Annotated in this window: 26 protein-coding genes and 2 pseudogenes; 12 read left to right on the top strand and 16 right to left on the bottom strand. The window is 62.6% G+C overall.

All coding sequences use genetic code 11. The features are described from left to right. The first annotated feature begins 144 nt into the window (after positions 1-144). Positions 145-855 carry a pyrimidine 5'-nucleotidase gene (locus C8K44_RS14745; protein WP_109576551.1) on the top strand — a complete coding sequence of 237 codons (711 nt, stop codon included), beginning with the start codon at positions 145-147 and terminating at the stop codon, positions 853-855. Further along, a pseudogene (locus C8K44_RS14740) lies at positions 852-1,688 on the top strand (DUF817 domain-containing protein); the annotation flags it as partial. The gene C8K44_RS14745 and the pseudogene C8K44_RS14740, both read left to right, overlap by 4 nt. A 21-nt stretch (positions 1,689-1,709) precedes the next feature. Here the strand turns inward: C8K44_RS14740 and C8K44_RS28180 are convergent. After that, on the bottom strand, positions 1,710-2,549 hold the full coding sequence (locus C8K44_RS28180; protein WP_109576550.1) for an LOG family protein: 840 nt from the start codon (positions 2,547-2,549) through the stop codon (positions 1,710-1,712). Positions 2,550-2,693: 144 nt separating this feature from the next. Here C8K44_RS28180 and dapD point away from each other — a divergent pair, with 144 nt between their 5' ends. The 4 genes from dapD (at position 2,694) to C8K44_RS14715 (ending at position 5,933) form a co-directional block, all read left to right on the top strand. Next, a complete protein-coding gene (dapD, locus tag C8K44_RS14730) occupies positions 2,694-3,548 on the top strand; it encodes a 2,3,4,5-tetrahydropyridine-2,6-dicarboxylate N-succinyltransferase (RefSeq protein ID WP_109576549.1) in 855 nt (284 codons plus the stop codon). 77 nt (positions 3,549-3,625) lie between these two features. Beyond that, positions 3,626-3,997 (top strand): DUF805 domain-containing protein, encoded by a 372-nt coding sequence (locus tag C8K44_RS14725; RefSeq protein ID WP_109576548.1) that lies wholly within the window; start codon positions 3,626-3,628, stop codon positions 3,995-3,997. A 142-nt stretch (positions 3,998-4,139) separates the two neighbouring features. Further along, positions 4,140-5,327: a succinyl-diaminopimelate desuccinylase gene (gene dapE / locus C8K44_RS14720; protein WP_109576656.1), complete on the top strand. Its 1,188-nt coding sequence runs from the start codon at positions 4,140-4,142 to the stop codon at positions 5,325-5,327. Between the two features lie 12 nt (positions 5,328-5,339). Continuing rightward, a complete protein-coding gene (locus C8K44_RS14715) occupies positions 5,340-5,933 on the top strand; it encodes a transporter (protein WP_109576547.1) in 594 nt (197 codons plus the stop codon). Positions 5,934-6,025: 92 nt separating this feature from the next. On the opposite strand, the gene truA is transcribed toward C8K44_RS14715, so the two are convergent. From truA to def, 6 genes are all read right to left on the bottom strand, one after another. Further along, complete coding sequence (truA, locus tag C8K44_RS14710; protein ID WP_109576546.1) at positions 6,026-6,769, bottom strand: tRNA pseudouridine(38-40) synthase TruA; 744 nt, start codon at positions 6,767-6,769, stop codon at positions 6,026-6,028. A gap of 21 nt (positions 6,770-6,790) precedes the next feature. After that, a complete protein-coding gene (locus C8K44_RS14705; RefSeq protein ID WP_109576545.1) occupies positions 6,791-7,300 on the bottom strand; it encodes an N-acetyltransferase in 510 nt (169 codons plus the stop codon). Then, positions 7,297-8,232, bottom strand: coding sequence for a methionyl-tRNA formyltransferase (gene fmt / locus C8K44_RS14700; protein ID WP_109576544.1), 936 nt, complete (start codon positions 8,230-8,232; stop codon positions 7,297-7,299). Before fmt ends, C8K44_RS14705 begins: the two co-directional genes overlap by 4 nt. Before the next feature lie 48 nt (positions 8,233-8,280). Further along, the gene (locus tag C8K44_RS14695; protein WP_109576543.1) at positions 8,281-8,706 is read right to left on the bottom strand and encodes a type II toxin-antitoxin system VapC family toxin; all 426 of its coding nucleotides are present in this window, start codon (positions 8,704-8,706) and stop codon (positions 8,281-8,283) included. Beyond that, the gene (locus C8K44_RS14690; protein WP_146203944.1) at positions 8,703-8,990 is read right to left on the bottom strand and encodes a plasmid stabilization protein; all 288 of its coding nucleotides are present in this window, start codon (positions 8,988-8,990) and stop codon (positions 8,703-8,705) included. The genes C8K44_RS14695 and C8K44_RS14690 overlap by 4 nt, the downstream gene beginning before the upstream one ends. 64 nt (positions 8,991-9,054) lie before the next feature. Then, entirely contained in the window at positions 9,055-9,585 is a 531-nt protein-coding gene (gene def, locus C8K44_RS14685) for a peptide deformylase (RefSeq protein ID WP_109576541.1), read from the bottom strand. Between the two features lie 103 nt (positions 9,586-9,688). Between def and C8K44_RS14680 the strand changes: the two genes are divergently transcribed. After that, a complete protein-coding gene (locus C8K44_RS14680; RefSeq protein WP_109576655.1) occupies positions 9,689-10,945 on the top strand; it encodes a DNA recombination protein RmuC in 1,257 nt (418 codons plus the stop codon). Positions 10,946-10,955: 10 nt separating this feature from the next. Here the strand turns inward: C8K44_RS14680 and C8K44_RS14675 are convergent, their stop codons facing one another. Together C8K44_RS14675 and C8K44_RS14670 are read right to left on the bottom strand one after the other, a co-directional pair. Continuing rightward, entirely contained in the window at positions 10,956-11,357 is a 402-nt protein-coding gene (locus tag C8K44_RS14675; RefSeq protein WP_109576540.1) for a GFA family protein, read from the bottom strand. Between the two features lie 41 nt (positions 11,358-11,398). After that, positions 11,399-12,376 carry a cation diffusion facilitator family transporter gene (locus C8K44_RS14670; protein WP_109576539.1) on the bottom strand — a complete coding sequence of 326 codons (978 nt, stop codon included), beginning with the start codon at positions 12,374-12,376 and terminating at the stop codon, positions 11,399-11,401. A gap of 155 nt (positions 12,377-12,531) precedes the next feature. Between C8K44_RS14670 and C8K44_RS28175 the strand changes: the two genes are divergently transcribed. Next, entirely contained in the window at positions 12,532-12,657 is a 126-nt protein-coding gene (locus tag C8K44_RS28175; RefSeq protein ID WP_109576538.1) for a hypothetical protein, read from the top strand. A 161-nt stretch (positions 12,658-12,818) separates the two neighbouring features. After that, positions 12,819-13,133 (top strand): quaternary ammonium compound efflux SMR transporter SugE, encoded by a 315-nt coding sequence (gene sugE / locus C8K44_RS14660; protein ID WP_109576654.1) that lies wholly within the window; start codon positions 12,819-12,821, stop codon positions 13,131-13,133. Positions 13,134-13,327: 194 nt separating this feature from the next. Here sugE and C8K44_RS14655 read toward each other — a convergent pair whose 3' ends face one another. Further along, entirely contained in the window at positions 13,328-13,756 is a 429-nt protein-coding gene (locus C8K44_RS14655) for a DUF6481 family protein (RefSeq protein WP_109576537.1), read from the bottom strand. Positions 13,757-13,974: 218 nt separating this feature from the next. Between C8K44_RS14655 and C8K44_RS14650 the strand changes: the two genes are divergently transcribed. Both C8K44_RS14650 and C8K44_RS14645 read left to right on the top strand, forming a co-directional pair. Then, the gene (locus tag C8K44_RS14650) at positions 13,975-15,033 is read left to right on the top strand and encodes an LLM class flavin-dependent oxidoreductase (RefSeq protein ID WP_109576536.1); all 1,059 of its coding nucleotides are present in this window, start codon (positions 13,975-13,977) and stop codon (positions 15,031-15,033) included. A 97-nt stretch (positions 15,034-15,130) separates the two neighbouring features. Then, the gene (locus tag C8K44_RS14645; RefSeq protein WP_109576535.1) at positions 15,131-16,132 is read left to right on the top strand and encodes an LLM class flavin-dependent oxidoreductase; all 1,002 of its coding nucleotides are present in this window, start codon (positions 15,131-15,133) and stop codon (positions 16,130-16,132) included. A gap of 36 nt (positions 16,133-16,168) precedes the next feature. Here the strand turns inward: C8K44_RS14645 and C8K44_RS14640 are convergent, their stop codons facing one another. The 3 genes and pseudogenes from C8K44_RS14640 to C8K44_RS27920 all read right to left on the bottom strand — a co-directional run. After that, entirely contained in the window at positions 16,169-17,431 is a 1,263-nt protein-coding gene (locus C8K44_RS14640; RefSeq protein ID WP_245417486.1) for a lytic murein transglycosylase, read from the bottom strand. Between the two features lie 25 nt (positions 17,432-17,456). Beyond that, positions 17,457-18,062 (bottom strand): recombination mediator RecR, encoded by a 606-nt coding sequence (gene recR / locus C8K44_RS14635; protein ID WP_109576534.1) that lies wholly within the window; start codon positions 18,060-18,062, stop codon positions 17,457-17,459. A gap of 290 nt (positions 18,063-18,352) precedes the next feature. Further along, positions 18,353-18,796: pseudogene (locus tag C8K44_RS27920) on the bottom strand (cell wall hydrolase); the annotation flags it as partial. 251 nt (positions 18,797-19,047) lie between these two features. On the opposite strand from C8K44_RS27920, the gene C8K44_RS14625 reads away from it, so the two are divergent. Beyond that, positions 19,048-20,088 (top strand): zinc-dependent alcohol dehydrogenase family protein, encoded by a 1,041-nt coding sequence (locus C8K44_RS14625; RefSeq protein WP_109576652.1) that lies wholly within the window; start codon positions 19,048-19,050, stop codon positions 20,086-20,088. Positions 20,089-20,100: 12 nt separating this feature from the next. Here C8K44_RS14625 and C8K44_RS14620 read toward each other — a convergent pair whose 3' ends face one another. The 3 genes from C8K44_RS14620 to C8K44_RS14605 all read right to left on the bottom strand — a co-directional run bounded on the left by C8K44_RS14620 (position 20,101) and on the right by C8K44_RS14605 (position 23,418). After that, the gene (locus C8K44_RS14620) at positions 20,101-21,018 is read right to left on the bottom strand and encodes a LysR family transcriptional regulator (protein ID WP_109576532.1); all 918 of its coding nucleotides are present in this window, start codon (positions 21,016-21,018) and stop codon (positions 20,101-20,103) included. Between the two features lie 240 nt (positions 21,019-21,258). Further along, entirely contained in the window at positions 21,259-21,582 is a 324-nt protein-coding gene (locus tag C8K44_RS14610) for a YbaB/EbfC family nucleoid-associated protein (RefSeq protein WP_109576530.1), read from the bottom strand. An 18-nt stretch (positions 21,583-21,600) separates the two neighbouring features. Further along, on the bottom strand, positions 21,601-23,418 hold the full coding sequence (locus C8K44_RS14605) for a DNA polymerase III subunit gamma/tau (RefSeq protein ID WP_109576529.1): 1,818 nt from the start codon (positions 23,416-23,418) through the stop codon (positions 21,601-21,603). Between the last annotated feature and the right edge of the window lie 21 nt (positions 23,419-23,439).

Raw genomic sequence — 23,439 nt, 5'->3', positions numbered from 1 at the left:
AGTTGGAATGCCAGCATCAACTGAAGGTCATCTTTCAGCGGTAGTTAAAATTTGACCAACCCTGCCGAATTTGGCCATCGTGCGATGCCACGCTGGCCTCATGCTGCGGCTTCCAAAATTCTCGAACCATGCCATAAGGGCGTCATGACCGATATTCCCGATCCCGCCCGCTTCGACCACGTCACCGACTGGATCTTCGATCTCGACAACACGCTGTATCCACACCATTCGAATCTGTTTTCGCAGATCGACGTGAAGATGACCGGCTATGTCGCAGAGCTTCTGACGCTGTCGCGCGAAGACGCGCGCAAGCTTCAGAAAGAACTCTATCTGGAATACGGCACGACGCTGAACGGGCTAATGCAACGCCACGGCATCGACCCCGACGCCTTCCTCGAACATGTCCACGACATCGATTACTCCTGGCTGGTGCCGGATCCGGTGCTGGGTGCGGCGATCCGGCAGCTGCCGGGCCGGAAATTCATCTTCACCAATGGCAATCGCAGCCATGCGGAGCGCACCGCGCGTCAGCTCGGCATCCTGGACCATTTCGACGACATTTTCGACATCGTCGCCGCGGGCCTGACGCCCAAGCCGGCGCGCCAGCCCTACGAGACCTTCGCCGCACTGCACAAGGTGACAGGCGCCAACGCGGTGATGTTCGAGGATCTCGCCCGCAACCTGTCGGTGCCGAAGGCGCTTGGAATGACAACGGTGCTGATCGTGCCGCGCAACTTCGAGCCAACCTTTTCGGAAATCTGGGAAAGCGACCCGACGCACGAGGACGACGTCGATTACGTCACCGACGATCTCGCAACGTTCCTGACCACGCTCGTCGAGGCCAACGCCGCTTGAGCCGTTTCACCTCCGTCGAGGCACGGGTCGATGCTGCGGCGCATGCCGTGCTCGACCGGTTGCCCGCCGGAGGCATTTACGGCGGGCTCGTCGAGTTCCTGGTGTTCGGGCTGAAACAGGCCTGGGCCTGCCTGTTCGGTGGCGCAATGCTTGCTTTGATCCTGGCAACCAAGCTGTGGTGGCCGCAAGATGCGGGACTGGCGCGCTACGACTTCCTGTTCCTTTCGGCGGTTGCCATCCAGCTGGCGATGCTGGCGCTCAGGCTGGAGAAACCTTCCGAAGCCAAGGTCATCCTGATCTTCCATGTCGTCGGCACGGCGATGGAGATCTTCAAGACGTCAGCGGGGTCGTGGATTTATCCCGAGGAGAGTTTCTTCCGCGTCGCTGGCGTGCCTTTGTTTTCCGGCTTCATGTATGCGGCGGTCGGTTCCTACCTCGCCCGCATCAGCCGCATCTTCGACATGCGATACACGCACTATCCGCCGCTCTGGGCGACGGTGCTTCTGTGCGCGGCGATCTACGTCAATTTCTTCGCCCATCATTTCACGGTCGACATACGCTACGGGCTATTTGCAGCAACGGGACTGCTCTATTTGCGCACCGTCGTGCACTACCGCGTCTTCCGCTTCCGCCACCGCATGCCGCTTTTGCTCGGCTTCCTGCTGGTGGCGCTGTTCATCTGGTTCGCCGAAAACATCGGCACCTGGTCGCGCGCCTGGATCTATCCCGGACAGAACGACGGCTGGACCCCGGTGTCCATCCACAAGCTCGGCGCCTGGTATCTGCTGATGATCATATCGTTTGTGCTGGTGACACTGGTGCACAGGCCACGACCGATAAACAGCAAGGCCGGCTCAAAGGCTGTAGAACTTGCTGATAATGTCCCAGGCCTCGTCGGCGGTGTCGACGAAGTCGATGATGTCCTGGTCACCCGGCGAGATCGTGCCCTGGTCGGCCAGGAAGTCGAGGTCAATCGCCCGCTCCCAAAATGACTTGCCGAACAGAATCACCGGCACGCGCTCCATGCGCCCGGTCTGGATCAGCGTCAGCGTCTCGAAGAACTCGTCCATGGTGCCGAAGCCGCCGGGAAAAACGGCAACCGCCTTGGCGCGCATGACGAAGTGCATCTTGCGGATGGCGAAATAGTGGAAGTTGAAGCAGAGCTCCGGCGTCACATAGGCGTTGGGCGCCTGCTCATGCGGCAACACGATGTTGAGCCCGATCGAGGGCGCGCCGACATCATCGGCACCACGGTTGCCAGCCTCCATGACGCCCGGGCCGCCGCCCGTCACGACAACGAATTCGCGGTAGTAGGATGCCGCCGAATGCTGCGAGCACAAGCGGGCAAACTTGCGCGCCTCCTCGTAGTAGCGGCTGTTGGCCTCGAGGCTCTTGCGCTGCGTCTCGTTCTTGGCCGCCCAGGCTTCACCGCCCGGCTCCGGGATGCGGGCGCCACCGAATAGGATGACCGTCGAACGAATACCGCGCTCGGCAAGGACCATCTCGGTCTTGAGCAATTCGAGCTGCAAGCGGACCGGTCGCAGGTCGCGCTGGGTCATGAAATCTTCGTCGTTCCACGCAAGCCGGTAGGTTGCAGCACGTGTCTGCGGCGTATCGGGCACGCTTTTCGAGCGTTCCAGGTCCTCGTCGGAGTGCGGCAGCGGCGTCCAGCCAGCCTTTTCCATTGGATTCATTTTCTGCTCGACCCCAAATTGCCGTTAAGCGCGACATTACGCGGCGCTACCGCGATTGACCCCTTCATAAGGCTGAAATAGGGTCCGCGCGATTTTATGCCAGCTTAGAAGCCTTATGCTTAACGGCTCGTAACGGAGATGTTTATGTCGAAGCCTGATCTCGCCAGCCTCGAAAAGACCATCGACAAGGCGTTCGAGGAACGCGACGGCATCTCGACGTCGACCCGCGGCGAAGTCCGCGAGGCCATCGAGGCCGCGCTCGACCTGCTCGACAAGGGCACGTCGCGTGTCGCCGAGCGTCAGGCCGACGGCAAATGGCAGGTCAACCAGTGGCTCAAGAAGGCGGTCCTGCTGTCCTTCCGTCTCAACCCGATGGAGCTGATTTCGGGCGCGCCGGGCGGGGCTTCGTGGTGGGACAAGGTGCCGTCCAAGTTCGACGGCTGGGGCGCCATGGACTATGAGAAGGCCGGCTTCCGCTCGGTACCTTCGGCGGTCGTGCGCCGCACTGCCTACGTCGCTCCCGGCGTCGTCTTGATGCCTTCCTTCGTCAATGTCGGCGCCTATGTCGATACGGGTACCATGGTCGACACCTGGGCCTCGGTCGGCTCCTGCGCCCAGATCGGCAAGAACGTGCATCTTTCGGGCGGCGTCGGTATCGGCGGCGTGCTGGAGCCGATGCAGGCCGGCCCGACCATCATCGAGGACAACTGCTTCATCGGCGCGCGCTCGGAAGTCGTCGAGGGTTGCATCGTGCGTGAAGGCTCGGTGCTGGGCATGGGCGTGTTCATCGGCCAGTCGACCAAGATCGTCGACCGCGCCACCGGCGAAGTGTTCTACGGTGAAGTGCCGGCCAATTCGGTGGTTGTCGCTGGCTCCATGCCGGGCAAGCCTTTGCCCAATGGCGACCAGGGCCCAAGCCTTTACTGCGCCGTCATCGTCAAGCGCGTCGACGCCAAGACCCGCTCCAAGACCTCGATCAACGAACTGTTGAGAGATTAAGGTTGCGGCACATCGCTTAACCGGGCATTTGAGCAAATCGCTCGAATGCCCGGCCAAACAGAACGGACCAGATCCACTTGCCTGACAAATCCCAGCTTTTCTGGTTGTTCTTCCGATTCTCGGGCCGCGTGAATCGCGCGGTCTATTTGCTCGGTTTCCTGTTCATGCTGGTGGCGATGTCCTTCCCGCTCTACCAGTTCATGCGCGTTCACCCCGAAAGCGGGGCCGCTCAAATCTGGTCGATGCTGTTCGGCCTGACCTTCCTGGTGTTTTTGTGGGCGCATATCGCCTTCAGCGTCAAACGCCTGCATGATTTCGACAAGCCCGGCCTCTACGCGGTCGCCTTGTTCATCCCGGTGGTTTCGATCTTCGCCTTTATCGCGCTGTGCCTTTTTCCAGGCACGCCGGGCCCGAATCAATTCGGATACGAGACCAACGCACCGCGATAGCGGCCAGGCATCGAACTCTTTCCTTCCTGAACGGCTGGCCAAGAGGGAAGCCGCCGCGATGCTTTACCCAACCTGGAATCGGCGGCCGCTGGAGTGATCAAGCGTCGTGACAGGGGCCGGCGATTCAACTATCGCTATGGCCATGAAGCTGCCCACAGACCCCGCCGAAAACCTTGCCGCCCTCATCCGCTGCCCGTCGGTGACACCCGCGGAAGGCGGCGCCTTGAGCGCGCTGGAAACCATGCTGAAACCGCTTGGCTTTGCAGTCGACCGCCCGACATTCTCGGAGGACGGCACACCCGACGTCGAGAACCTCTATGCCCGCCGTTCGGGCAACGGTCCGCATCTGATGTTCGCCGGCCATACCGACGTCGTGCCGGTGGGCGACGAGGCAGCGTGGACGCACCCGCCTTTCTCGGCTGCGATCGCCCATGGCGAGATGTACGGACGTGGTGCTGTCGACATGAAGGGCGGCATCGCCTGCTTCATCGCTGCTGTGGCTCGTCACGTCGAAGCGCATGGCGGACCCAAGGGATCGGTTTCGCTGCTGATTACCGGCGACGAGGAAGGCCCCTCGATCAACGGTACGGTCAAGTTGCTCGAATGGGCGGCTTCGCGCGGTGAAAAATGGGACGCCGCACTGGTCGGCGAGCCGACCAATCCCGATGCGCTCGGCGACATGATCAAGATCGGCCGCCGTGGCTCACTGTCGGCCACGATCACCGTGCATGGCCGCCAGGGCCACGTCGCCTACCCCCACCTTGCCGACAATCCGGTGCGTGGGCTCATGACGCTGGTCGATGCGCTGATCAACCCGGTGTTCGACAAGGGCACCAAGGATTTCCAGCCGTCCAATCTCGAAGTCACCACCTTCGATGTCGGCAATACCGCGACTAACGTCATTGCGGCCAAGGCCACGGCGACCTTCAACATTCGCTACAACGATACCTGGACGGACGAAACACTCCAGGCGGAGATCCACAACCGTCTGGACAAGGCCAGCGGGAGGAAGAAATATCGTCCGGGGCGCAAGGACCCGATCGAGTTCGAACTCGCCTGGCGCGACCGGCCGAGCCACGTCTTCCTGACCCGCAACGACAAGCTGATCGACGCATTGGCTGGATCCATAAAGACGGTCACCGGCCGCGAGCCGAAGCTTTCGACCACCGGCGGCACGTCTGACGCGCGATTCATCAAGAACTACTGTCCTGTCGTTGAATTCGGGCTGGTGGGCAAGACCATGCACATGGTCGACGAGCGCGTGCCGCTTGCCGAACTGGAGATGCTGACACAGGTCTACCAGCAGTTCCTCGCGGACTGGTTCGGGTGACGACAAGCTCCCATGTTGGCAACCGATGACATCGAGCAACATCTGTCGGGCGCCTGGCGGCTGATGCTGGGCAAGGCCGACGGGTTGCGCCAGCTTGATCTCAGCGCCGACGGCTTCTGGAACTCGTTCCTTGCCATCTTGATCGCGGCGCCGGCGCTAATCGTCGGCTGGGTCGCCGTTTCCGATGAGCTTGCGCTGCAATCGGCGTTTTTCGCCACCCGCTTCGGCATCATCCTGCGGCTGGCGCTGGTCGACATCGGGGCCTGGATATTGCCGCTGATTGCCTTTGCGCTGGTGGCGCCGCGCGCGGGCGTCGGCGACCGCTTCGTCCACTATGTGGTTGCCAGCAACTGGACTTCGGCAATCGTCGCGTGGCTGATGCTGCCGACTGCGCTGTCGCGCATGCTGTTTCCGTCGGCACAAAGCTTCACGGCGCTGTTGTCGCTGGGGCTGTTCGGCCTGTCCATGGTGCTCACCTGGCGCATGACAAACGCAACCATCGGCAAGGGGGCCGCGGTTGGGTCGGCGGTCTTCACCGCCATGTTCATGCTATCGCTGCTGGTATTGTTTTCGCTGCAGGCCCTGTTCGGGATCTACGTCCCCTAGCGCACCGGCCCGAAAATAGGGACCGATTTTCGGAAAGCACGATGCGCAGATCCTAGGACGTAGAGCGTCCATTCGGACGCACAAAGGTCGCTCTAGTAATCCACGCCGCTCAGATAGAGCCCATCAGGCGGGGCCACCTGGCCGCAGGCAGAGCGATTGCGGGCGTCGAGTGCAGCCTTGAGATCATCGGCACTCCAGCCCCCCTCTCCGACCCGCTTCAGGGAGCCGACCATCGAACGCACCTGGTTGTGCAGGAAAGAACGCGCCGAGGTCGTGACCTCGATGATGTCGCCGGTCCGCGTCACATCGAGCCGGTCGAGCGTCCGCAGCGGACTGTTGGCCTGGCACTGGGTCGAGCGGAAGGTGGTGAAATCGTGCCGGCCAAGCAGAAGCCTGGCGGCCTCGGCCATTGCCTCGTGGTCGAGGCGCTTGGGTACCCACCAGACCTTGCCTCGCTCCAGCGCGGCGGGTGCCCGGCGATTGAGGATCCTGTAGATGTAGTGGCGCCCTGTGGCCGAGAAACGGGCATCGAACTCGTCCGAGACCTTCTGCGCTGCAAGCACCGCAACGGTTTCGCCCGCCGCCTGCAGATGCGCGTTGACCGCATCGCGCACCTTGTCGTTGGCCCAATCCTTCGTCAGGTCGGCGTGAGCCACCTGCGCCGTCGCATGCACGCCGGCATCGGTGCGGCCAGCGCCGCGCAGCGAAATCTCGTCGCCGCTGAATTTTTGGATAGCCTGCTCGATGGCAGCCTGCACGGTGTTCAGGCCAGCCTGCCGCTGCCAACCGGCATAGGCGCGACCGTCATACTCGATATCCAGGCGATAGCGCGGCATGTGCTGGAAAACTCCGGCCGCTTACGCGGCCAGAGCCGTGCCGAAGGCCGAGGCGTAGACCAGCCTGCCGGTCTCGGGAGCGTCGCCCCAGGCAAGAGCCTGCAGCGCCTCGCCCTGATAATCGCTTTCGAACTTCGCGGCACGCTCGTGGGTATAGCCGAAGCGGCCGTAATAGGCCGGATCGCCAAGCACCACGGCAAGCGTCTCGCCGGCATCCTTGAGGCGGATGTGGGCCTCGCGGATCAGCGCGCCGCCGATGCCGGTGCCATGGAAATCAGGCTCGACGGCCAGTGGCGCAAGTGCGACCGCCGCAACAGTGCTGGCGCCATTCTGAACGTAGAGGCGCGAAAACAGGATGTGGCCGACCACGTCACCGTCTTCCTCAGCGACCAGTTCGACGATCACGTCACCCTGGGACACCAGCGCATCGACCAGGCCGGCCTCGGCCTGCTGACCGAAGGCATGTTCTTCAACGAGGCGGATCGCCTCACGGTCGCGGGGCGTTGCCGCCCGAATCGACATCATGCTCATGACAACTTCATTCCTTTTTCGATCTTGGCACCGCGCAGGAATTCATCCGCGGTGACGGGCTTTCCTCCCGCCTTTTGTACCTCGACCAATCCAACGGCACCTTCGCCGCAGGCAATCTCCAACCGGTCGTTGAGAACCGTTCCCGGCTCTCCATTTCCGGCGGCACGTTGCGAGCGCAAGACTTTCAGGCGCTCTGTCCGTCCGCCGATTTCAAATTCGCACCAGGCGCCGGGAAGCGGCGACAGGCCACGGATATTGTTGTCGACCGCCGTTGCCGGCAAGGTCCAGTCGATCCGCGTCTCCGCTTTATCGATTTTCTTGGCGTAGGTCACGCCTTCGCTGGCCTGCGGTACCGTTTCCAGCTTGCCCGCTTCGAGTTCCGCCAGCGCTTCTACCATAAGCGAGGCACCCACCGCCATCAGACGATCGTGCAACTCGCCGGCTGTCATGTCGGGTGCAATCGCGACTTTTTCAAGTCTGGCGACCGGTCCGGTGTCCAATCCTTCTTCCATCCGCATGACCATCATGCCGGTTTCCGCGTCGCCCGCCATGATGGCGCGCTGGATGGGAGCAGCCCCGCGCCAGCGCGGCAGCAGCGAAGCATGACCGTTGTAGCAGCCAAGCCGGGTACCCTCAAGAATGGCCTTGGGCAGCAGCAGCCCATATGCGACGACGACCGCGACATCGGCCTTGAGGCGCGCAAATGCTGCCTGCTCGGCCTCACCTTTCAACGACAGCGGAGTGCGCACTTCGATGCCCAACCGCTCGGCCTCGCGTTGCACCGGCGATGGCGTGAGTTCGAGCCCACGACGGCCTGCGGCGCGCGGCGGCTGGCTATAGACGGCAACGACCTCGTGGCCGGCCTCAGCAATCGCACGCAGCGTTGGCACGGAAAAGTCCGGCGTGCCCATGAAGATGACGCGAAGGCTCATTCGGCTCTGGCTATCCCGCAATGCCCCAGATGGCGTTCGGCTATCCGTTCAGGCTCTCGCTTCAAACGGGTTTACGAGCCTGAGGTCAAGTCCGTCGAAGTCGCGAACGTTGCGTGTGGCAAGAGTTGCGTCGTGGACGAAGCAGATCGCGGCGATCATGGCGTCCATCAGGCCCATCGGGCGACCAACCGCTTCTCGTTTGGCCAGGATCTCGCCGAACCTCATTGCGGAAGTGGCGTCGTTGACAAGCACTTGGTTGCGGAACTGCCCGCTGATCAACAGCGACAGTGCACCAAGATGCTTCGGGTTCTTGTCTCTGAGCAGAATTCGATGAGCGCCATACGAAAGCTCAGCCACCACAGGAGCACAAATAGACAGCTCAGACCGGTCTTGCTGCGCCATCCAGGCAACAACGTTGGCATCGGGACGGCGCAGCGCGATTTCGGACACCACGTTCGTATCGAGGACAATCATTCAAGGTCAGGGACGGGCCGCCCCATGTCCTTGCGCATCTCCTCGACGGCTTGCATGAATTCGGCGTGGTCCTCGTCGGACATCAGCGCATCGTTGTCTTCGAAAACGCTTCTCAGCATCTGGTAGGCATTCTTGGTTACCGCTGGCGTTTGTTCGTCTTCCGCCAGACTGCGGACAAGACGCAGCATCACCTCATCAGACAGGCTGCGGCCGCCTTGGCGAGCCCTGTCAGTCAAGCCTTCCTTGACAGCTTCCGGGATATTCCTGATCAGCAGGTCGCCCATGGGCACCTCCATCGCTTGATATCAATGATATCAGGCCGCGGCGATACCGGCAAATGGGGCAGAATCACCCCACCATTCGGCTCGGCGGACGGTCCTTGGCGAGCTTCTTGAACTTCTTCATCACCATGTCGCGCTTGAGCTTGGAGATGTAGTCGATGAACAACACGCCGTTCAGATGGTCGATCTCGTGCTGCAGGCAGGTGGCGAGCAGGCCATCGGCGTCGACTTCCTGCTGCTTGCCGTGTTCGTCGAGATACTTCACCCGAACCGTCGCCGGACGCTCGACTTCGGCATAATAGTCGGGAATCGACAGGCATCCCTCTTCGTAGACCGCGCGGTCATCGCTGCTCGTCACGATCTCGGGATTGATGACGATGCGCGGCGCCGGCTCTTCGCCCTCCTTGGCGAGGTCGATCACGATCAAGCGGATCGGCTCGCCGACCTGGATCGCGGCCAGGCCGATGCCCGGCGCGTCATACATGGTGTCGAGCATGTCGCGCGCGAACTTGCGCACGCCGTCGTCGATGCGTTCGACCGGTTTGGATTGCTCGCGCAACAGCGGATCGGGAAGGAGGATGAGCGGCTTGATCGTCATGCGCTTCAACTAAGATGTCGGAATAAAACCGTCAACTGGTCTGACGCGGCAATGTTCCTGCTTTGATCTGACCTTGCGGGGCGAATCGGTTATTGTGCCGGCCATGAACGAGCTTTCCAGCATCCTGTCGGCCCCGGTCGCCCAGCTTGGCGCCACCATCATCACGCTCGGCGAGGCACTTGGCTTCGCGGCCTTTCTGTTGGTAGCCTTGTTCGTCATGCTGATGGTTGCCCTGTGGCGTTCGGCCAAGGCACGCGCGGTCGCCGCCGCCGAAGCCGCCGACCACGCCCGCGACGCAGAAGCCCGCATGGCAGGCATCCTGCAGGCGCAGGCGGAGATGCAGGGCCGGCTCGGCACGGTCGCCGACATCTTCGGCGCGCGCCAGGCCGAACTCACCCAGTCGCTCGGCCAGCGCCTCGACGCCATGACCGGCCGCATCGGCCAGACCATGGCCGAACAGACCAAGTCGACGCATGACAGCCTCGCCAAGCTGCAGGAGCGGCTGGCCGTCATCGACACCGCGCAGGGCAACATCCAGTCGCTCGCCGGCCAGGTCGTGCAGTTGCAGGCAATCCTGTCCAACAAGCAGACGCGCGGTGCCTTTGGCCAATCACGGATGGAAGCGATCGTCGCCGACGGATTGCCGCTCGGCGCCTACGAGTTCCAGGCGACGCTGTCGAACAGCAACCGGCCGGACTGCCTGGTCAAGATGCCGAACGGCGCGCCTTCCCTGGTGATCGATGCCAAATTCCCGCTCGAGGCGTGGAACGCGATCCGCGCGGCGGCCGACACCAACGGCACTGTCGATGCCCAAAAATATGCCGCCCAGGCGTTCCGGCGCGACCTCGAGGTCCACATCAAGGCGATCGCCGACAAATACCTGATATCGGGCGAGACGCAGGACACCGCCTTCATGTTCGTGCCGTCGGAATCGATTTTCGCCGAGATCCACGAAAACTTCGAATCCCTGGTGCAGCGCGCCCACCGCGCCCGCATCGTCATCGTCTCGCCATCGCTCTTGATGCTGTCGATCCAGGTCATCCAGGCGATCCTCAAGGATGCCCGCATGCGCGAACAGGCGCACCTGATCCAGGGGGAAGTCATCAGGCTGATGGAGGATGTCGGGCGTCTGGACGAGCGCGTGCGCAAGCTGCAGACGCATTTCGGCCAGGCAAGCAAGGACATCGACGACATCCTCGTGTCGTCATCCAAGGTCACCAAGCGCGGCGAAAAGATCGAGGCGCTGGAGTTCGGTGCGGGGCATGCCGGCGAAGGCGAGGAAGCGCCACGGCCGCAAGCCCCGCGCGCGGCCGATTCGAAGACCGGCCAGTTGCGCCTGCGCGTCGTCGAAGAGGAGTAGGAAAGGCGTACTAGGCCTTCTCCACCGTTTCCATGCTGTCGAATGCGGGCAGCCAATGCAGCGCCGAGCGGTGCCACACCTGCTTGCGCGGTACCAGTTGCTCGCGCTGGTCGGATGTGCCTGTCCTGAGACCATAGACCTTGGGTCCGTCGCCGACTGACGTGGCGAACAGGTGCGAACCGCACTCGGCACAAAAGCCCTGTGCCCGCTTGTTGCCGCTCTCGCCTGTCTTGACGTAGATCTTCGGCGTTCCCGAAAATACGATCTTGTCCTCGGCCACGGGCACTGTGACACGGAAGGCCGTTCCGGTCAGTTTCTGGCAATCGGTGCAGTGGCAGATCGCCGTCTTCTCCGGATCGACTTCGGCTTTATACGTGATGGCGCCGCAATGGCACCCGCCCTCTATCTTCATGAAATGCCTCCCTTTCGGAAACTGATGATGCCTTAGGCATCCTAATCCTTTTCAGGCGCCGCCGTCCCGCCTTGCGGGTTCACGATTCGCGCCCGCCGCTCCCGCCAGAGCCGCGACGTCTGCGGCTTGACGAACACTGCCGTCACTTCCGGAACCTCGGCCTTGAGCTTGGCCTCCAGCCGCTCGACGCAAAGTTCGATCTCGGCGGCCGAGATATGATCGACGAAATCGAGGCTGAGGCCGGCAACGACCTGCTCGGGGCCCATATGCACCGTCAGCACGCCGTTGGCGTTCTCGACCGCGGGATCGGCCTGGGCGATGGCAAGGATCGACGATTGCACATCCGGCAGCGCCGGCTCGCCCATCAACAGCCCCTTGCTTTCATGGGCCAGGAACACGGCCGTTGCACCCAGGATCAGGCTGATGCCGATGGAAGCGGCGCCATCGAGCCAGGGCTGCTCGAAATATTGCGCGGCCGAAATACCAATGAAAGCGATGATGAGGCCAAGCAAGGCAGCGCTGTCTTCAAACAGCACAGTATAGACGCTCGGATCCTTGCTGCGGCGAACCGCCTGGATGTAGCCGAGATCACCCTTGTTGCGGCGAAACTCCTTGAAGGCGACCAGCCACGAACCGCCTTCGAACACCATGCAAAGGCCGAGCACCACATAGTTGATGAGCGGGTTTTCGATCGGCTCGGGGTCGAGCATGTGCACGATGCCTTCATAGAAGGCGACGCCCGCACCGAGCGCGAAGACAAGGAGTGCTACGATGAAGCTCCAGAAATAGAGCTCGCGGCCATGGCCGAACGGATGCATGCGGTCGGGTGGCTGGGCGGCGCGATGAAGCCCGTAGAGCAGCAGCGCCCCATTGCCGGTGTCGACGAGCGAATGCACCCCTTCCGACAGCATCGCCGAACTGCCAGTGAAGGCCGCTGCGACGAACTTGGTTGCAGCGATGAGCAAGTTGCCCGCTATCGCCGCGAAAATCACAAGCTTCGAGCCGGAATGTGCTGCCATCTCTACCTCTCGTGGTCAGACTGTAGCGGGGACATTTCCGCACTCAAGCGTTTTCGCCCCAGCGGCGAAGGCGCGGTCGGTGCCCTCAATACCCCTCTTGCAAGCGCGGCGACTTCGCGTTTCACTTCGCGTCTCAGCAGCGGGAGAAACGAATCATGGCCAAGGGTGCGATGAAAGCGGGGAAAGAACCCCGGAAACCCAAGAAAGATGCCAAGAAGCCTGCGCCTGCGCCGGCATTCAAGGCACCTCCGGTGCAAGCGACGAAGCTCAAGGACAAGTAGTCCCTGCTATCGGCTTGACGCCAATCAGCCGCGCCCGGTCTCGGCCGGGCGCATGGTTGAACTTTTCATCAAAAGAACCTATTTGAACGGTGCAAGGACGGCCTTGCATTCCCCCAAAAAAACCCGGCCGGGACGACCCGCCATCCCCAATGGAGCGTTCCATGGCTTGGACTTATCTGTTTTTTGCCGGCTTGTTCGAGATCGGCTGGGCCATCGGCCTGAAATACACCGACGGCTTTACTAGGCCGATGCCAACTGTCCTCACCGTTGCCTCGATGGTCATCAGCCTCGGCCTGCTCGGCCTGGCGCTGAAGTCTTTGCCGCTTGGCACCGCCTATGCGATCTGGACCGGCATCGGCACCGTTGGCACCGCGATGCTCGGCATCTGGCTTTTCGGCGAGCCGGCGACGGCGATTCGCCTCGCCTGCATCGCCCTGATCGTGTCGGGCATCGTCGGTCTCAAGCTCGTCGCCTGATAAAATCGACGAAATCGTGAAATGGCCAGCCCTGTGGGGCGGGCCATGAGCCCAAATCCGAACACTGACCAATAGACGCGCAAAAGCGATCCGCGACCGGGGCTTGGCAATACCCCCGGTCGCGAACCGCTAGCAATGTGAATTTGCACTATCGAACCTGGTTACCAGACCGATGCGTCACTCAGGCGAATGTGTCAGCCGAAGTTGGCCGAGGGCGGCATCCGCTTGCCACGCGCCTTGCGTGCGGCGTAGCGCGCATCGCGCTTGGCCTTGCGTTCGGCCTCGTCGGCGAGCAGGCGAGCGATACGATCGCCTTCCTCGGCCTCGCGTGCCTTGGCTTCCGCCTGTGCGGCTTCTTCCGCTGCCAGACGTTCGGCTTCGGCCTTGGCTTCGCGCTCGGCCTTTTCTGCAGCTTCGCGAGCCAGGCGCTCCTGGCGCAGCTTTTCCTTCTCGGCTTCGCGGATGGCGCGAGCCTCTAGGATAGCCTTGCGCTCGGCCTGACGGGCCAGGACCATCGGATCGTCAGCTGCGGGGCGGGCCTTGAACTTTTCGAGGAGTGCTTTCTTTGCGTCATTGGCGGCGTTACGCCGCTCGAAGACGTCTTTTTCTCTGTAGATTGCCAATTTGATTTCCCTGAAGTCACTTCGCGCCGCTTACATACGCGCACGAAGGGATAGTTCAAGCGCCAAAAAGGCATGTCTCCCATGAATTCGCATGATGTTGCGGATAGGAAACGCTCTTGGCGCCAATCTCGACATGGATTGTTCACTAGACCGCATCTGGCGGCGTCGTGGAGCGATAGCTACTTGTAGCACGAAAAATAGCGATAGGACCAGAGACCATGGAACTAGGCCTGTACACTTTTGCCGACGTCAGTCCTGAACCCGGACCTGGCGCCATCGGGCCGCATCAGCGGCTACGCAATCTCATCGAAGAAATCGAACTGGCCGACCAGGTCGGGCTCGACGTATTCGGCCTTGGCGAGCACCACCGCCCAGACTACGCGGCTTCGGCGCCGGTCGTCGCCCTGGCGGCCGCTGCCGAGCGCACCAAGCGGATCAGGCTGACGAGTGCCGTGACCGTTTTGTCGTCCGACGATCCCGTACGCGTGTTCCAGCAATTCGCTACCCTGGACCAGCTCTCCGGCGGCCGTGCCGAGATCATGGCGGGTCGCGGCTCGTTCATCGAATCGTTCCCGCTGTTTGGCTACAATCTCGAGGACTACGACGATTTGTTCGCCGAAAAGCTCGACTTGCTGCTGGCGCTGCGCGACAGCGAGCGCGTGACATGGTCAGGCACCCATCGCGCGCCGATCAACGATCGTGGCGTCTATCCCCGCCCCTATCAGGACAGTCTGCCGATCTGGATCGCCATTGGCGGCACTCCGCAGTCGGCCGCGCGCGCCGGCGTGCTCGGCCTGCCGTTGGCGCTTGCGATCATCGGTGGCGAGCCGGCCCATTTCGCCCCCCTGTTTGATCTCTATCGCGAGGCGGCGCGCCGTGGGGGCCAGGAACCGGCCAAGCTCGCCACCAGCATCAACGTGCATGGCTTCGTCGGCGAGACGACCGAGCAGGCAGCCGACGATTTCTACGGGCCACAAGCCGAGGTGATGAACCGCATCGGGCGCGAGCGCGGCTGGGGCCCGACATCCAGGGCGCATTTCGACCAGGCGCGTTCGCCGCAGGGCGCCCTGTTCGTCGGCAGCCCGGAAGTGGTGGCCGAAAAGATCGTGGCTCAACACAAGCTGTTCAAGAACGACCGCTTCCTGCTGCAGATGGCGATCGGCATCATGCCACATGACAAGATCATGAAGGCGATCGAACTCTACGGCACCAAGGTGGCGCCGCTGGTGCGCAAGGAACTGGGTGCGACGACATCGCAGCCGGTAGCTGCCGCCTGACGCTCCGGTGCCTGGACCAAGGTAAATTGCCGCGACGGGTTTGTTCGCGGCAAACCGCTTCCTATATCCGGCGGGTCCCAACCGCCGGAGCTGCCCCATGACCACCCTATCCGTGCTCGACCTTTCGCCGGTCACCGAAGGCAGCACTGCCGGCCAATCGCTGAGGAACACGCTCGACCTCGCGCGACATGCCGAGAAACTGGGTTTCCACCGCTACTGGCTGGCCGAACACCACAACATGGCAGGCATCGCCAGTGCCGCGACCTCGGTTGTCATCGCCCATGTCGCGGCCGGCACCAGCACCATCCGCGTCGGCGCCGGCGGCATCATGCTGCCCAACCATGCCCCGTTGGTCATCGCCGAACAGTTCGGCACCCTGGCCGCCCTGCATCCGGGCCGTATAGACCTCGGCATCGGCCGAGCGCCGGGCACTGATATGCTGACTGCGCGTGCGCTGCGCCGCAATCTCGAGGCCGGCGTCGACAATTTCCCCCAGGATGTGGTCGAACTTATGGGCTACTTCGAGCCGGCGACGCCGGAACAGCGCATTCGCGCCGTGCCCGGCGAAGGCGAGCAGGTCGAGGTCTGGGTGCTCGGCTCAAGCCTCTATGGCGCCCATCTCGCGGCCATGCTCGGCCTGCCCTACGCGTTCGCCTCGCATTTCGCCCCGGCCGAACTCGACCATGCGCTCGAAATCTACCGCTCGCGCTTCCAGCCCTCGGAGCGGCTGGCCAAGCCCTATGTCATGGCCGGAATCAATGTCGTTGCGGCCGACTCCGACGCGGAAGCAAAGCTGTTGTTCACTTCGGTCCAGCAGGCCTTCGTCAACCTGCGCAGCGGCCGTCCGGGCAAGCTGCCGGCACCTGTCGAAGGCTACGAGGGCGAACTCGATCCGGTCGCACGCCAGATGCTGTCGCAGACGCTCGCCTGCGCGGTGGTCGGTTCGCCTGACACGGTACGGCACGGCATCGAGGCCTTCATCGCTCGCACCGGCGCGGATGAGCTGATGGTGACGGCACAAGTCTACGACCATCCAGCTCGCAAGCGCTCATACGAAATCTTGGCGGAGCTGCACCAGCAGAAGAAGGTCTTGGCGTAGTCGCAGCCCCTCGCCCCGCTTGCGGGGAGAAGGAAACTAGCGCATCGCCTCGACCACTGACTTGTCCGGAAAACACGTGGCAGAGCGGCCGTTCTTGGCTTGCCAGTCGCCGATCGAACGGCGTGTCTTGAAACCGGGCAGGCCGTCGGCACCGCCGACATCGTAGCCGAGCTTTTCAAGTCCACGCTGCATGTCGGCGACGTCCGAGCGATAGAGCCCGTCGACCTTGCCCCAGGCGCCAGCAAAGCGCTTGTCGCCGCTGGCAATGCGGTCTGCGCCGTGGCCGATGAACAGCGCGTAGACGTCGCTCTCGTTGTATTCCTTGAGCACGTAGAAATTGGGCGTGACGATGAAAGCCGGGCCGTTGCGACCCGCAGGCATCATCAGGAAGCCGTCGGCGCGTGACTCGTTGGCCGGAAACGGCCTGCCGCCGACGCGCGTTATGCCCATCGCCGCCCAGTCCGATATCCTCTTGCCCTGATCGGGGCCCTCCAGCGCGCAGGTGACATTGTCGGGCACGGAAACCTCGAAGCCCCAGTCGCGCCCTTTAACCCAGCCGTAGTGGACGAGATAATTGGCGATCGAGGCCAACGTGTCGGGCGTCGACTTCCAGATGTCGGCACGGCCGTCGCCGTCGAAATCCACGGCATGCTGCAAAAAGGATGTCGGCAGGAACTGCGGCTGGCCAAGGGCGCCCGCCCAGGACGAGCGCATGTCCTTGCGGCTGACCAGCCCGCGCTCGACCATTTCAAGTCCGGCGAGAAGCTCCTTGCGGAACATGTCCTTGCGCGTCGCAAGGAACGCCTTTGTGCCCAGAACCTCGAAGGCGTCGTAAGGCATCTTGGCCGCGCCAAAGCCGGATTCGCGACCCCAGATGGCGAGCACCACACCACCGGGCACGCCGAAGCGTTTTTCGATCGCGGCAAGCGTCTTCGCGTTTGCGCCGGCGCGCGTGCGACCGCCTGCAGTGACGGCACCGAGGGTCTTTTCGGCAAAATAGTTGCCCGGCGAGCCGAATTCAGCCTGATGCTGTTTTTTTGGCGTCTTGGGCTTTTCGCCCGGCAAGACGAGGTCGGGCAGCTTCAAATTGGGCGATACACCCGAGAAAGCCGCGTCAAAAGTAGTCCTGGAAATGCCCTTGGCCTTGGCTTCCGGCCACAGGTCTTTTGCCAGCCAAGCCTGGAACTGGTCGTCGATCTTTGCGGCTGAGGCGGGGGATACGGCAAGCAGGCCAGCGATGGCCAACCGGAAAACGGCGGCCGTGGAGCGCACGGCAATTCTGGCGAGAAGACGTTTCATTCCCCCTCCCTGCCGGGCAATTGCGTCAAAAGACGGTACGCGACTTGAGTGCGGCCGACAGTGTCCCCTCGTCGAGGTAATCGAGTTCGCCGCCGACCGGCACGCCATGCGCGAGCCGTGTGACCTTGATATCGAAGCCGGAAAGCTGGTCGGTCAGATAGTGCGCCGTGGTCTGGCCCTCGACGGTTGCGTTGACGGCGAGGATGACCTCGCTGACACCGCCCTCGGCGATACGCGTCACCAGCTGCTTGATGGTGAGCTGGTCCGGACCGATGCCGTCGAGCGGCGACAGCGTTCCGCCCAGCACATGGAAACGCGCGTTCATCGCCCCGGCGCGCTCGAGCGCCCACAGGTCGGACACGTCCTCGACAACGATGATGGTGGTGGGGTCACGGCGCGGATCGGTGCAGATCATGCAAGGATCCGACGTATCGACGTTGCCGCAGGTGGAGCACACCCGCACCTTGTCGACAGCTTCGCCCATGGCTGCGGCCAGTGGCGCCAGCAGCTGTTCCTTCTTCTTGATCAGGTGAAGTGCGGCACGGCGCGCCGAGCGCGGCCCAAGCCCCGGCACCTTGGCAAGGAGCTGAATCAGACGTTCGATCTCGGGACCGGCGATTCGCTTCGACATGGAAGCGATATAAAACGTGTAGCGAACAGTGAGTAGCGAATAGTGAAGGCGGGCGTCACGCCCGCCATCCCCTAATCGTTCATCGGCCGATCCTGGCTGGCGATCAGCGCGCCGATGGCCTCGGCCTGCTTGGGGCTAGCCTGGAAGGACATGGCGCTTGCCAGCGCCGCGTCAGAACTAGCCGAAGCGACCGTGGTGGGCGCTGAATCCTCGACGCCGGGCAAGGTCGGCTTGTCGGCGGAAGCGACCATCGTCTCGGCTTCCGGAGCGGCGGGCAATTTTGCCGGTTTGCGCCCGCGCTTCTCATAGAAGGCATTGCCGCCGGCAACGGTGGTGTAGTGCATGTTCTTGTATGGGAATTTCAGTCCGGCGGTATGGAAGAACATGACATTTGGTGCAACCTTAGGATGTCGCTCGCCCTTGAGCACCGCCTCGGCTGCGGCCTGCACATCGGGCAGTGCCTTGGAATCCATGCGCCTGGACAGAACGCCGGGCGCGAACTGGTTCTTCTGGCCGACCACGCCACAAACCGTATCGGCATATTGGCCCGATTTGAGCCGGTTCATGACGACGCTGCCGACGGCCACGAGGCCGTCGCGACTGGAGCGATTGGATTCGAAGAACATCGCTCGCGCCAGACACTCCTTGTCCTTCGCCGTATAGGCATAGGACTTCGTGCCGACAGAACTGGTGGTGACCCCGTCTGCTCCGTTGCTGGTGGTGCAACCGGACATGAAAAACGGGGAGGCGACAACGCCGACCAAAATCGGCGTCCTCCATCTCACGGCGATCACAGGCTTCCCCTCTTACAAAAGCCCGCCACGTCCCCAGAACTCAGTAAGATGAGCCAGTTTCGGGCAAAATGATGGCCACGAGCCTCAAAAGCGGCTTGCCGTCAGGCTCGCACCTTCAACACCTGGCCGCTATGTTCGTCCATCAACTGCACGAATGTGCCCAACACACGCCAACGCCTCTGGAGGAAATCTTGAAAGCTGTCTTGTTCGAGCAGTTTGGCCAGCCGCCGAGAGTGCAAAATGTTGCCGACCCGACCCCGTCGCCGACAGGCGTTGTGATCAAGGTCGAGGCCACGGGATTGTGTCGCAGCGACTGGCACGGCTGGATGGGACACGACGTGGATATCGTGCTTCCGCATGTGCCGGGCCATGAACTGGCCGGCACCATCGCAGCACTTGGCAAGCTGGTTACCAAGTGGCGTATTGGCGACCGCGTCACCGTACCTTTCGTTGGCGGCTGCGGCCATTGCTTCGAGTGCAGTTCAGGCAATCACCAGGTTTGTGAACACCAGTTCCAGCCAGGTTTCACCGCCTGGGGCTCATTCGCCGAACATGTCGCGGTCGATTTCGCCGATACCAATCTCGGGCGGCTGCCCGACAGCATGGACTTCGTCACCGCAGCCGGCCTTGGCTGCCGCTTCGTCACTTCGTTCCGCGCGGTGCTCGACCAGGGCCGCGTCAAACCTGGGGAATGGGTTGCCGTGCATGGCTGCGGCGGCGTCGGATTGTCGGCGATCATGATCGCGTCCGCTGCTGGGGCCAATGTGATTGCCATCGACCTGGCCGACGACAAGCTGGAATTCGCACGCCAGATCGGCGCAGTGGCGACGATCAATGCGTCCGGCACGAGCGACGTGGTCGGCGCCGTCGGCGAGATCACCAAGGGCGGCGCGCATCTGTCGATCGATGCGCTAGGCCACCCTACCACCTGCTTCAATTCGATCGCCAATCTTCGCCGGCGCGGCCGCCACGTCCAGGTCGGCCTCATGGTGGGCGACCATCATCACCCACGGATTCCGATGGACAAGGTCATTGCCCACGAGCTCGAAATCCTCGGCAGCCACGGCATGCAGGCATTCCGCTACCAGGCGATGATGGAGATGATCGAGGCAGGCAAGCTCAGGCCGCAAATGCTTGTCGGCAAGCACCTCAGCCTCGAGGAGGCGCCTGAAGCGCTCATGTCGATGGACCGGTTCGACGGGCTTGGGATCAGCGTGGTTACGCGGTTCTAGGGTGAGTAGCCACTACTCGCCGCTTCTGTCGCGCATCGGAGACATCTGGTCGAACAGCCACACCTGAAAGGCCACGATATCGGCATCGCGCTTGCGATCCGGAGCGATGGCCAGCTGATACTGTAGATCCGACAAGGTGCTTTCGGTGAAGCAGCGAACAAGGCGTCCAGCGCGGATGTCGGCATCGACGAGACAACTCCTCACCAATGCAAAACCTTCCCCGCGTCGGCATGCCTCCAGCATCTCGACAAAGGTTGGATAGCAAGGCCCACCGTCAAAATCGGTGGTAGCAGGCACCTGATCGTACATCTGGCCATGCCACCGGCCCCAATCAAGCGCAGTGTGGCGGCTTCCGGCGTAGCGCAGCAACGGCGCGACACCGAGCGCATTTCGCTCTGGCAACAATACTGCGATCGACGGAGCGCAGACCGCAAACTCCTCGTCGTTGGTCAACTGTTCGCTCCCTGTCGACGGACCCGCAAGCCAGATCGCGAGATCGACCTCGTCGGCGGCGAAACGTGTTCGGCGATATTCGACCGTCACGCTCAGGTCGATGTCTGGATGAGCGCTGCAGAACTGCGGTAGTCTGGGAGCCAGCCACTGTGCCGCAAACTCTGGCGTCGTTGACACCCGCAGCCTCTGGATTCCCACGCTTTGACGGGTTCGCTCCAGGATCGTGGAAAGGGTTTCGAGCAGCGCGGCAATGTCGGGCACCAGCCCGGCGCCGAGACGTGTCAGCGCAACTCCGCTGCGGTCGCGGACAAAAAGCGGACCGCCGATCCAGTCCTCAAGCTGCGCGATCTGATGGCTAACCGCCGTCTGGGTGATCCCGAGAGCATCAGCTGCCTTCGTGAAGCTCCTCAGCCTCGCGACCGCGACGAGCGCGCGTAGCGTCTGCACAGGCGGCGTGTATCCGGGCAGTACTTGCATGAAATTTCCTCATGTTCGTGCTGAGGACTCTTCATTTCACTATCGACGAAAATGCCACGATGCTCCGCTCCATGAAAGCGAACTCATCGGTTCTCATGAAGAAAATTGGTCAGATCGTCAGGCAGTTGGTTCAGCGCGGCCGGTGCCGGCCACCTTCTTGTCCTCCCGACGCGTTGCGAGAGGACATCGGCCTGCCTCCGCTTCAGGAAGCACGCCGATGGCAGGATTATCTTTAACCGCTCAGAACGGCAGTTTCATGCCGGGCGGGATCGGCAGGCCGGCGGTCAGCGCCTTGGTCTTTTCCTGCATCGTCGCTTCGACCTTGGCCTTGGCGTCATTATGGGCGGCGACGATCAGGTCCTCGAGGATCTCGCCCTCGCCTTCCTTCAGCAGCGACGGGTCGATCTTCAGCGACTTCATTTCCGACTTGCCCGAGAGCGTGACGGTAACCATGCCGCCGCCGGACTGGCCGGTCGCTTCGATCAGCGCGACCTCTTCCTGCAGGGCCTGCATCTTGGCCTGCATTTCCTTCGCCTTGCCCATCAGGCCCAGCAGATCCTTCATCGTCTTGTTCCTTTCGTCTCAGAACGGATCGTCATCGTCGTTGTCCACGCCCGGATCGGGCGGCAACTCGATGTCGGTATCGATATCGGGTGTATCGGGCGCCGTGGGAAGGCGCACGTCGATGATTTTCGCACCGGGAAAACGCGACAGGATCGCAGCCACGGTCGGGTCGGCGCGCGCGTCGGTCAGGGCGACCTCGCGCTTGTTGGCCTCGACCTCGGCGAGCGTCGGCCCGCCCTCTTCACGTGACAGCGACACCATCCAGTGGCGGCCGGTCCATGCCTTCAGCTTGGCCGTCAGGTCATTGAGGAACGTCCGTGGCGCGTCCGCGGTCAGGCTGACTTCGATGTGGCCAGGCTCGATACGGACCGGGCGCACGACGCGCCGGATCAGCACCTTGAAAGCCATTTCGCGATTGGATTCCGCGAGGTTCGCAAGCTCTTCGATCGTGCGTACCGGCACGGCATCGACAACTGGTTCGGGCGCGGGAGCCGGTGCCACAAAGGCAGCCGGTGCGCTTTCGACCAGACGCATCGCCTGGCCGCCGCCGTTGCTCACAGGCATCCGCGCCTGCGATACGGCCGAAGCTGCCGGCCCGCCATTGCCGGCACCGGCTGAGATGCCGCCGTTGCGCGGGCCGGGTGCCGGCTGAGACGGCGCATCGCCAAGCGATTTCAACGCTTCGTCTAGCGTCGGCAGGTCGGCGGAATGCGCCAGCCTGATCAGCACCATTTCAGCGGCACTGACCGGACGGTTGGACGACTGCACTTCGGGAATACCCTTGAGCAGCATCTGCCAGGCGCGCGACAGCACCCTGACCGAAAGGCTCTGTGCGAATTCGACGCCCCTCTTGCGCTCGTCTTCCGACAGCGAGGCATCATCGGCCGCTGATGGCACGAAGCGCAGGCGGGTCACCAGATGGGTGAACTCGGCCAGATCGTTGAGCACCGCCACCGGGTCGGCGCCAGTGTCGTATTGGGCGCGCAACTCGCCGAGAGCTGCCGCGATGTCGCCCTTCATGATGTTTTCGAACAGGTCGACGACACGGGCTCGGTCGGCGAGACCGAGCATGGCGCGTACCGCTTCCGTCGTCACCTTGCCGCCGCCATGGGCAATCGCCTGATCGAGGATCGACAGCGAATCGCGCGCCGAGCCTTCGGCGGCACGCGCAACCATGGCCAGCGCGTCGTCTTCGACCGCAATGCCCTCTTGCTGGGCGATGTTGCGCAGATGCCCGACCAGCTTGCCGGCATCGATGCGGCGGAGGTCGAAGCGCTGGCAGCGCGACAGGACCGTGATCGGCACCTTGCGGATTTCGGTGGTCGCGAAGATGAACTTCACATGCGGAGGCGGCTCCTCCAGCGTCTTCAGCAGCCCGTTGAAGGCTTGCGTCGAGAGCATGTGCACTTCGTCGATGATGTAGACCTTGTAGCGCGCCGAAACGGGCGCATAGCGGACGCGGTCGATGATGTCCCTGATGTCGTCAATGCCGGTGTGCGAGGCGGCGTCCATCTCGATCACATCGACATGGCGGCCTTCCATGATCGCCTGGCAATGCTCGCCAAGTACGGAGAGATCGACCGACGGGCGATCGATTTCAGCTGTCTTGTAGTTGAGCGCGCGGGCGAGAATACGGGCGGTGGTGGTCTTGCCGACACCGCGAACGCCGGTCAGCATCCATGCCTGGGCAATACGGCCTGAGGAGAATGCGTTGGTCAGCGTCTGGACCATCGGCTCCTGGCCGACGAGTGCCGTAAAATCGGCGGGGCGGTATTTGCGCGCAAGAACGCGGTAGGCGCCGTCTTTGCTCTTATCGGTCTGTCCGGCTTCGCTCATTCGCCCCGTCGCCCGTTGGTA

Origin of the sequence: Aminobacter sp. AP02 (assembly GCF_003148805.1) — a bacterium.
In the GTDB taxonomy this organism is placed as follows: Bacteria; Pseudomonadota; Alphaproteobacteria; order Rhizobiales; family Rhizobiaceae; genus Aminobacter.
The sequence above is the reverse complement of the archived record's forward strand: the minus strand, read 5'-3'. Positions and strand labels throughout refer to the sequence as shown.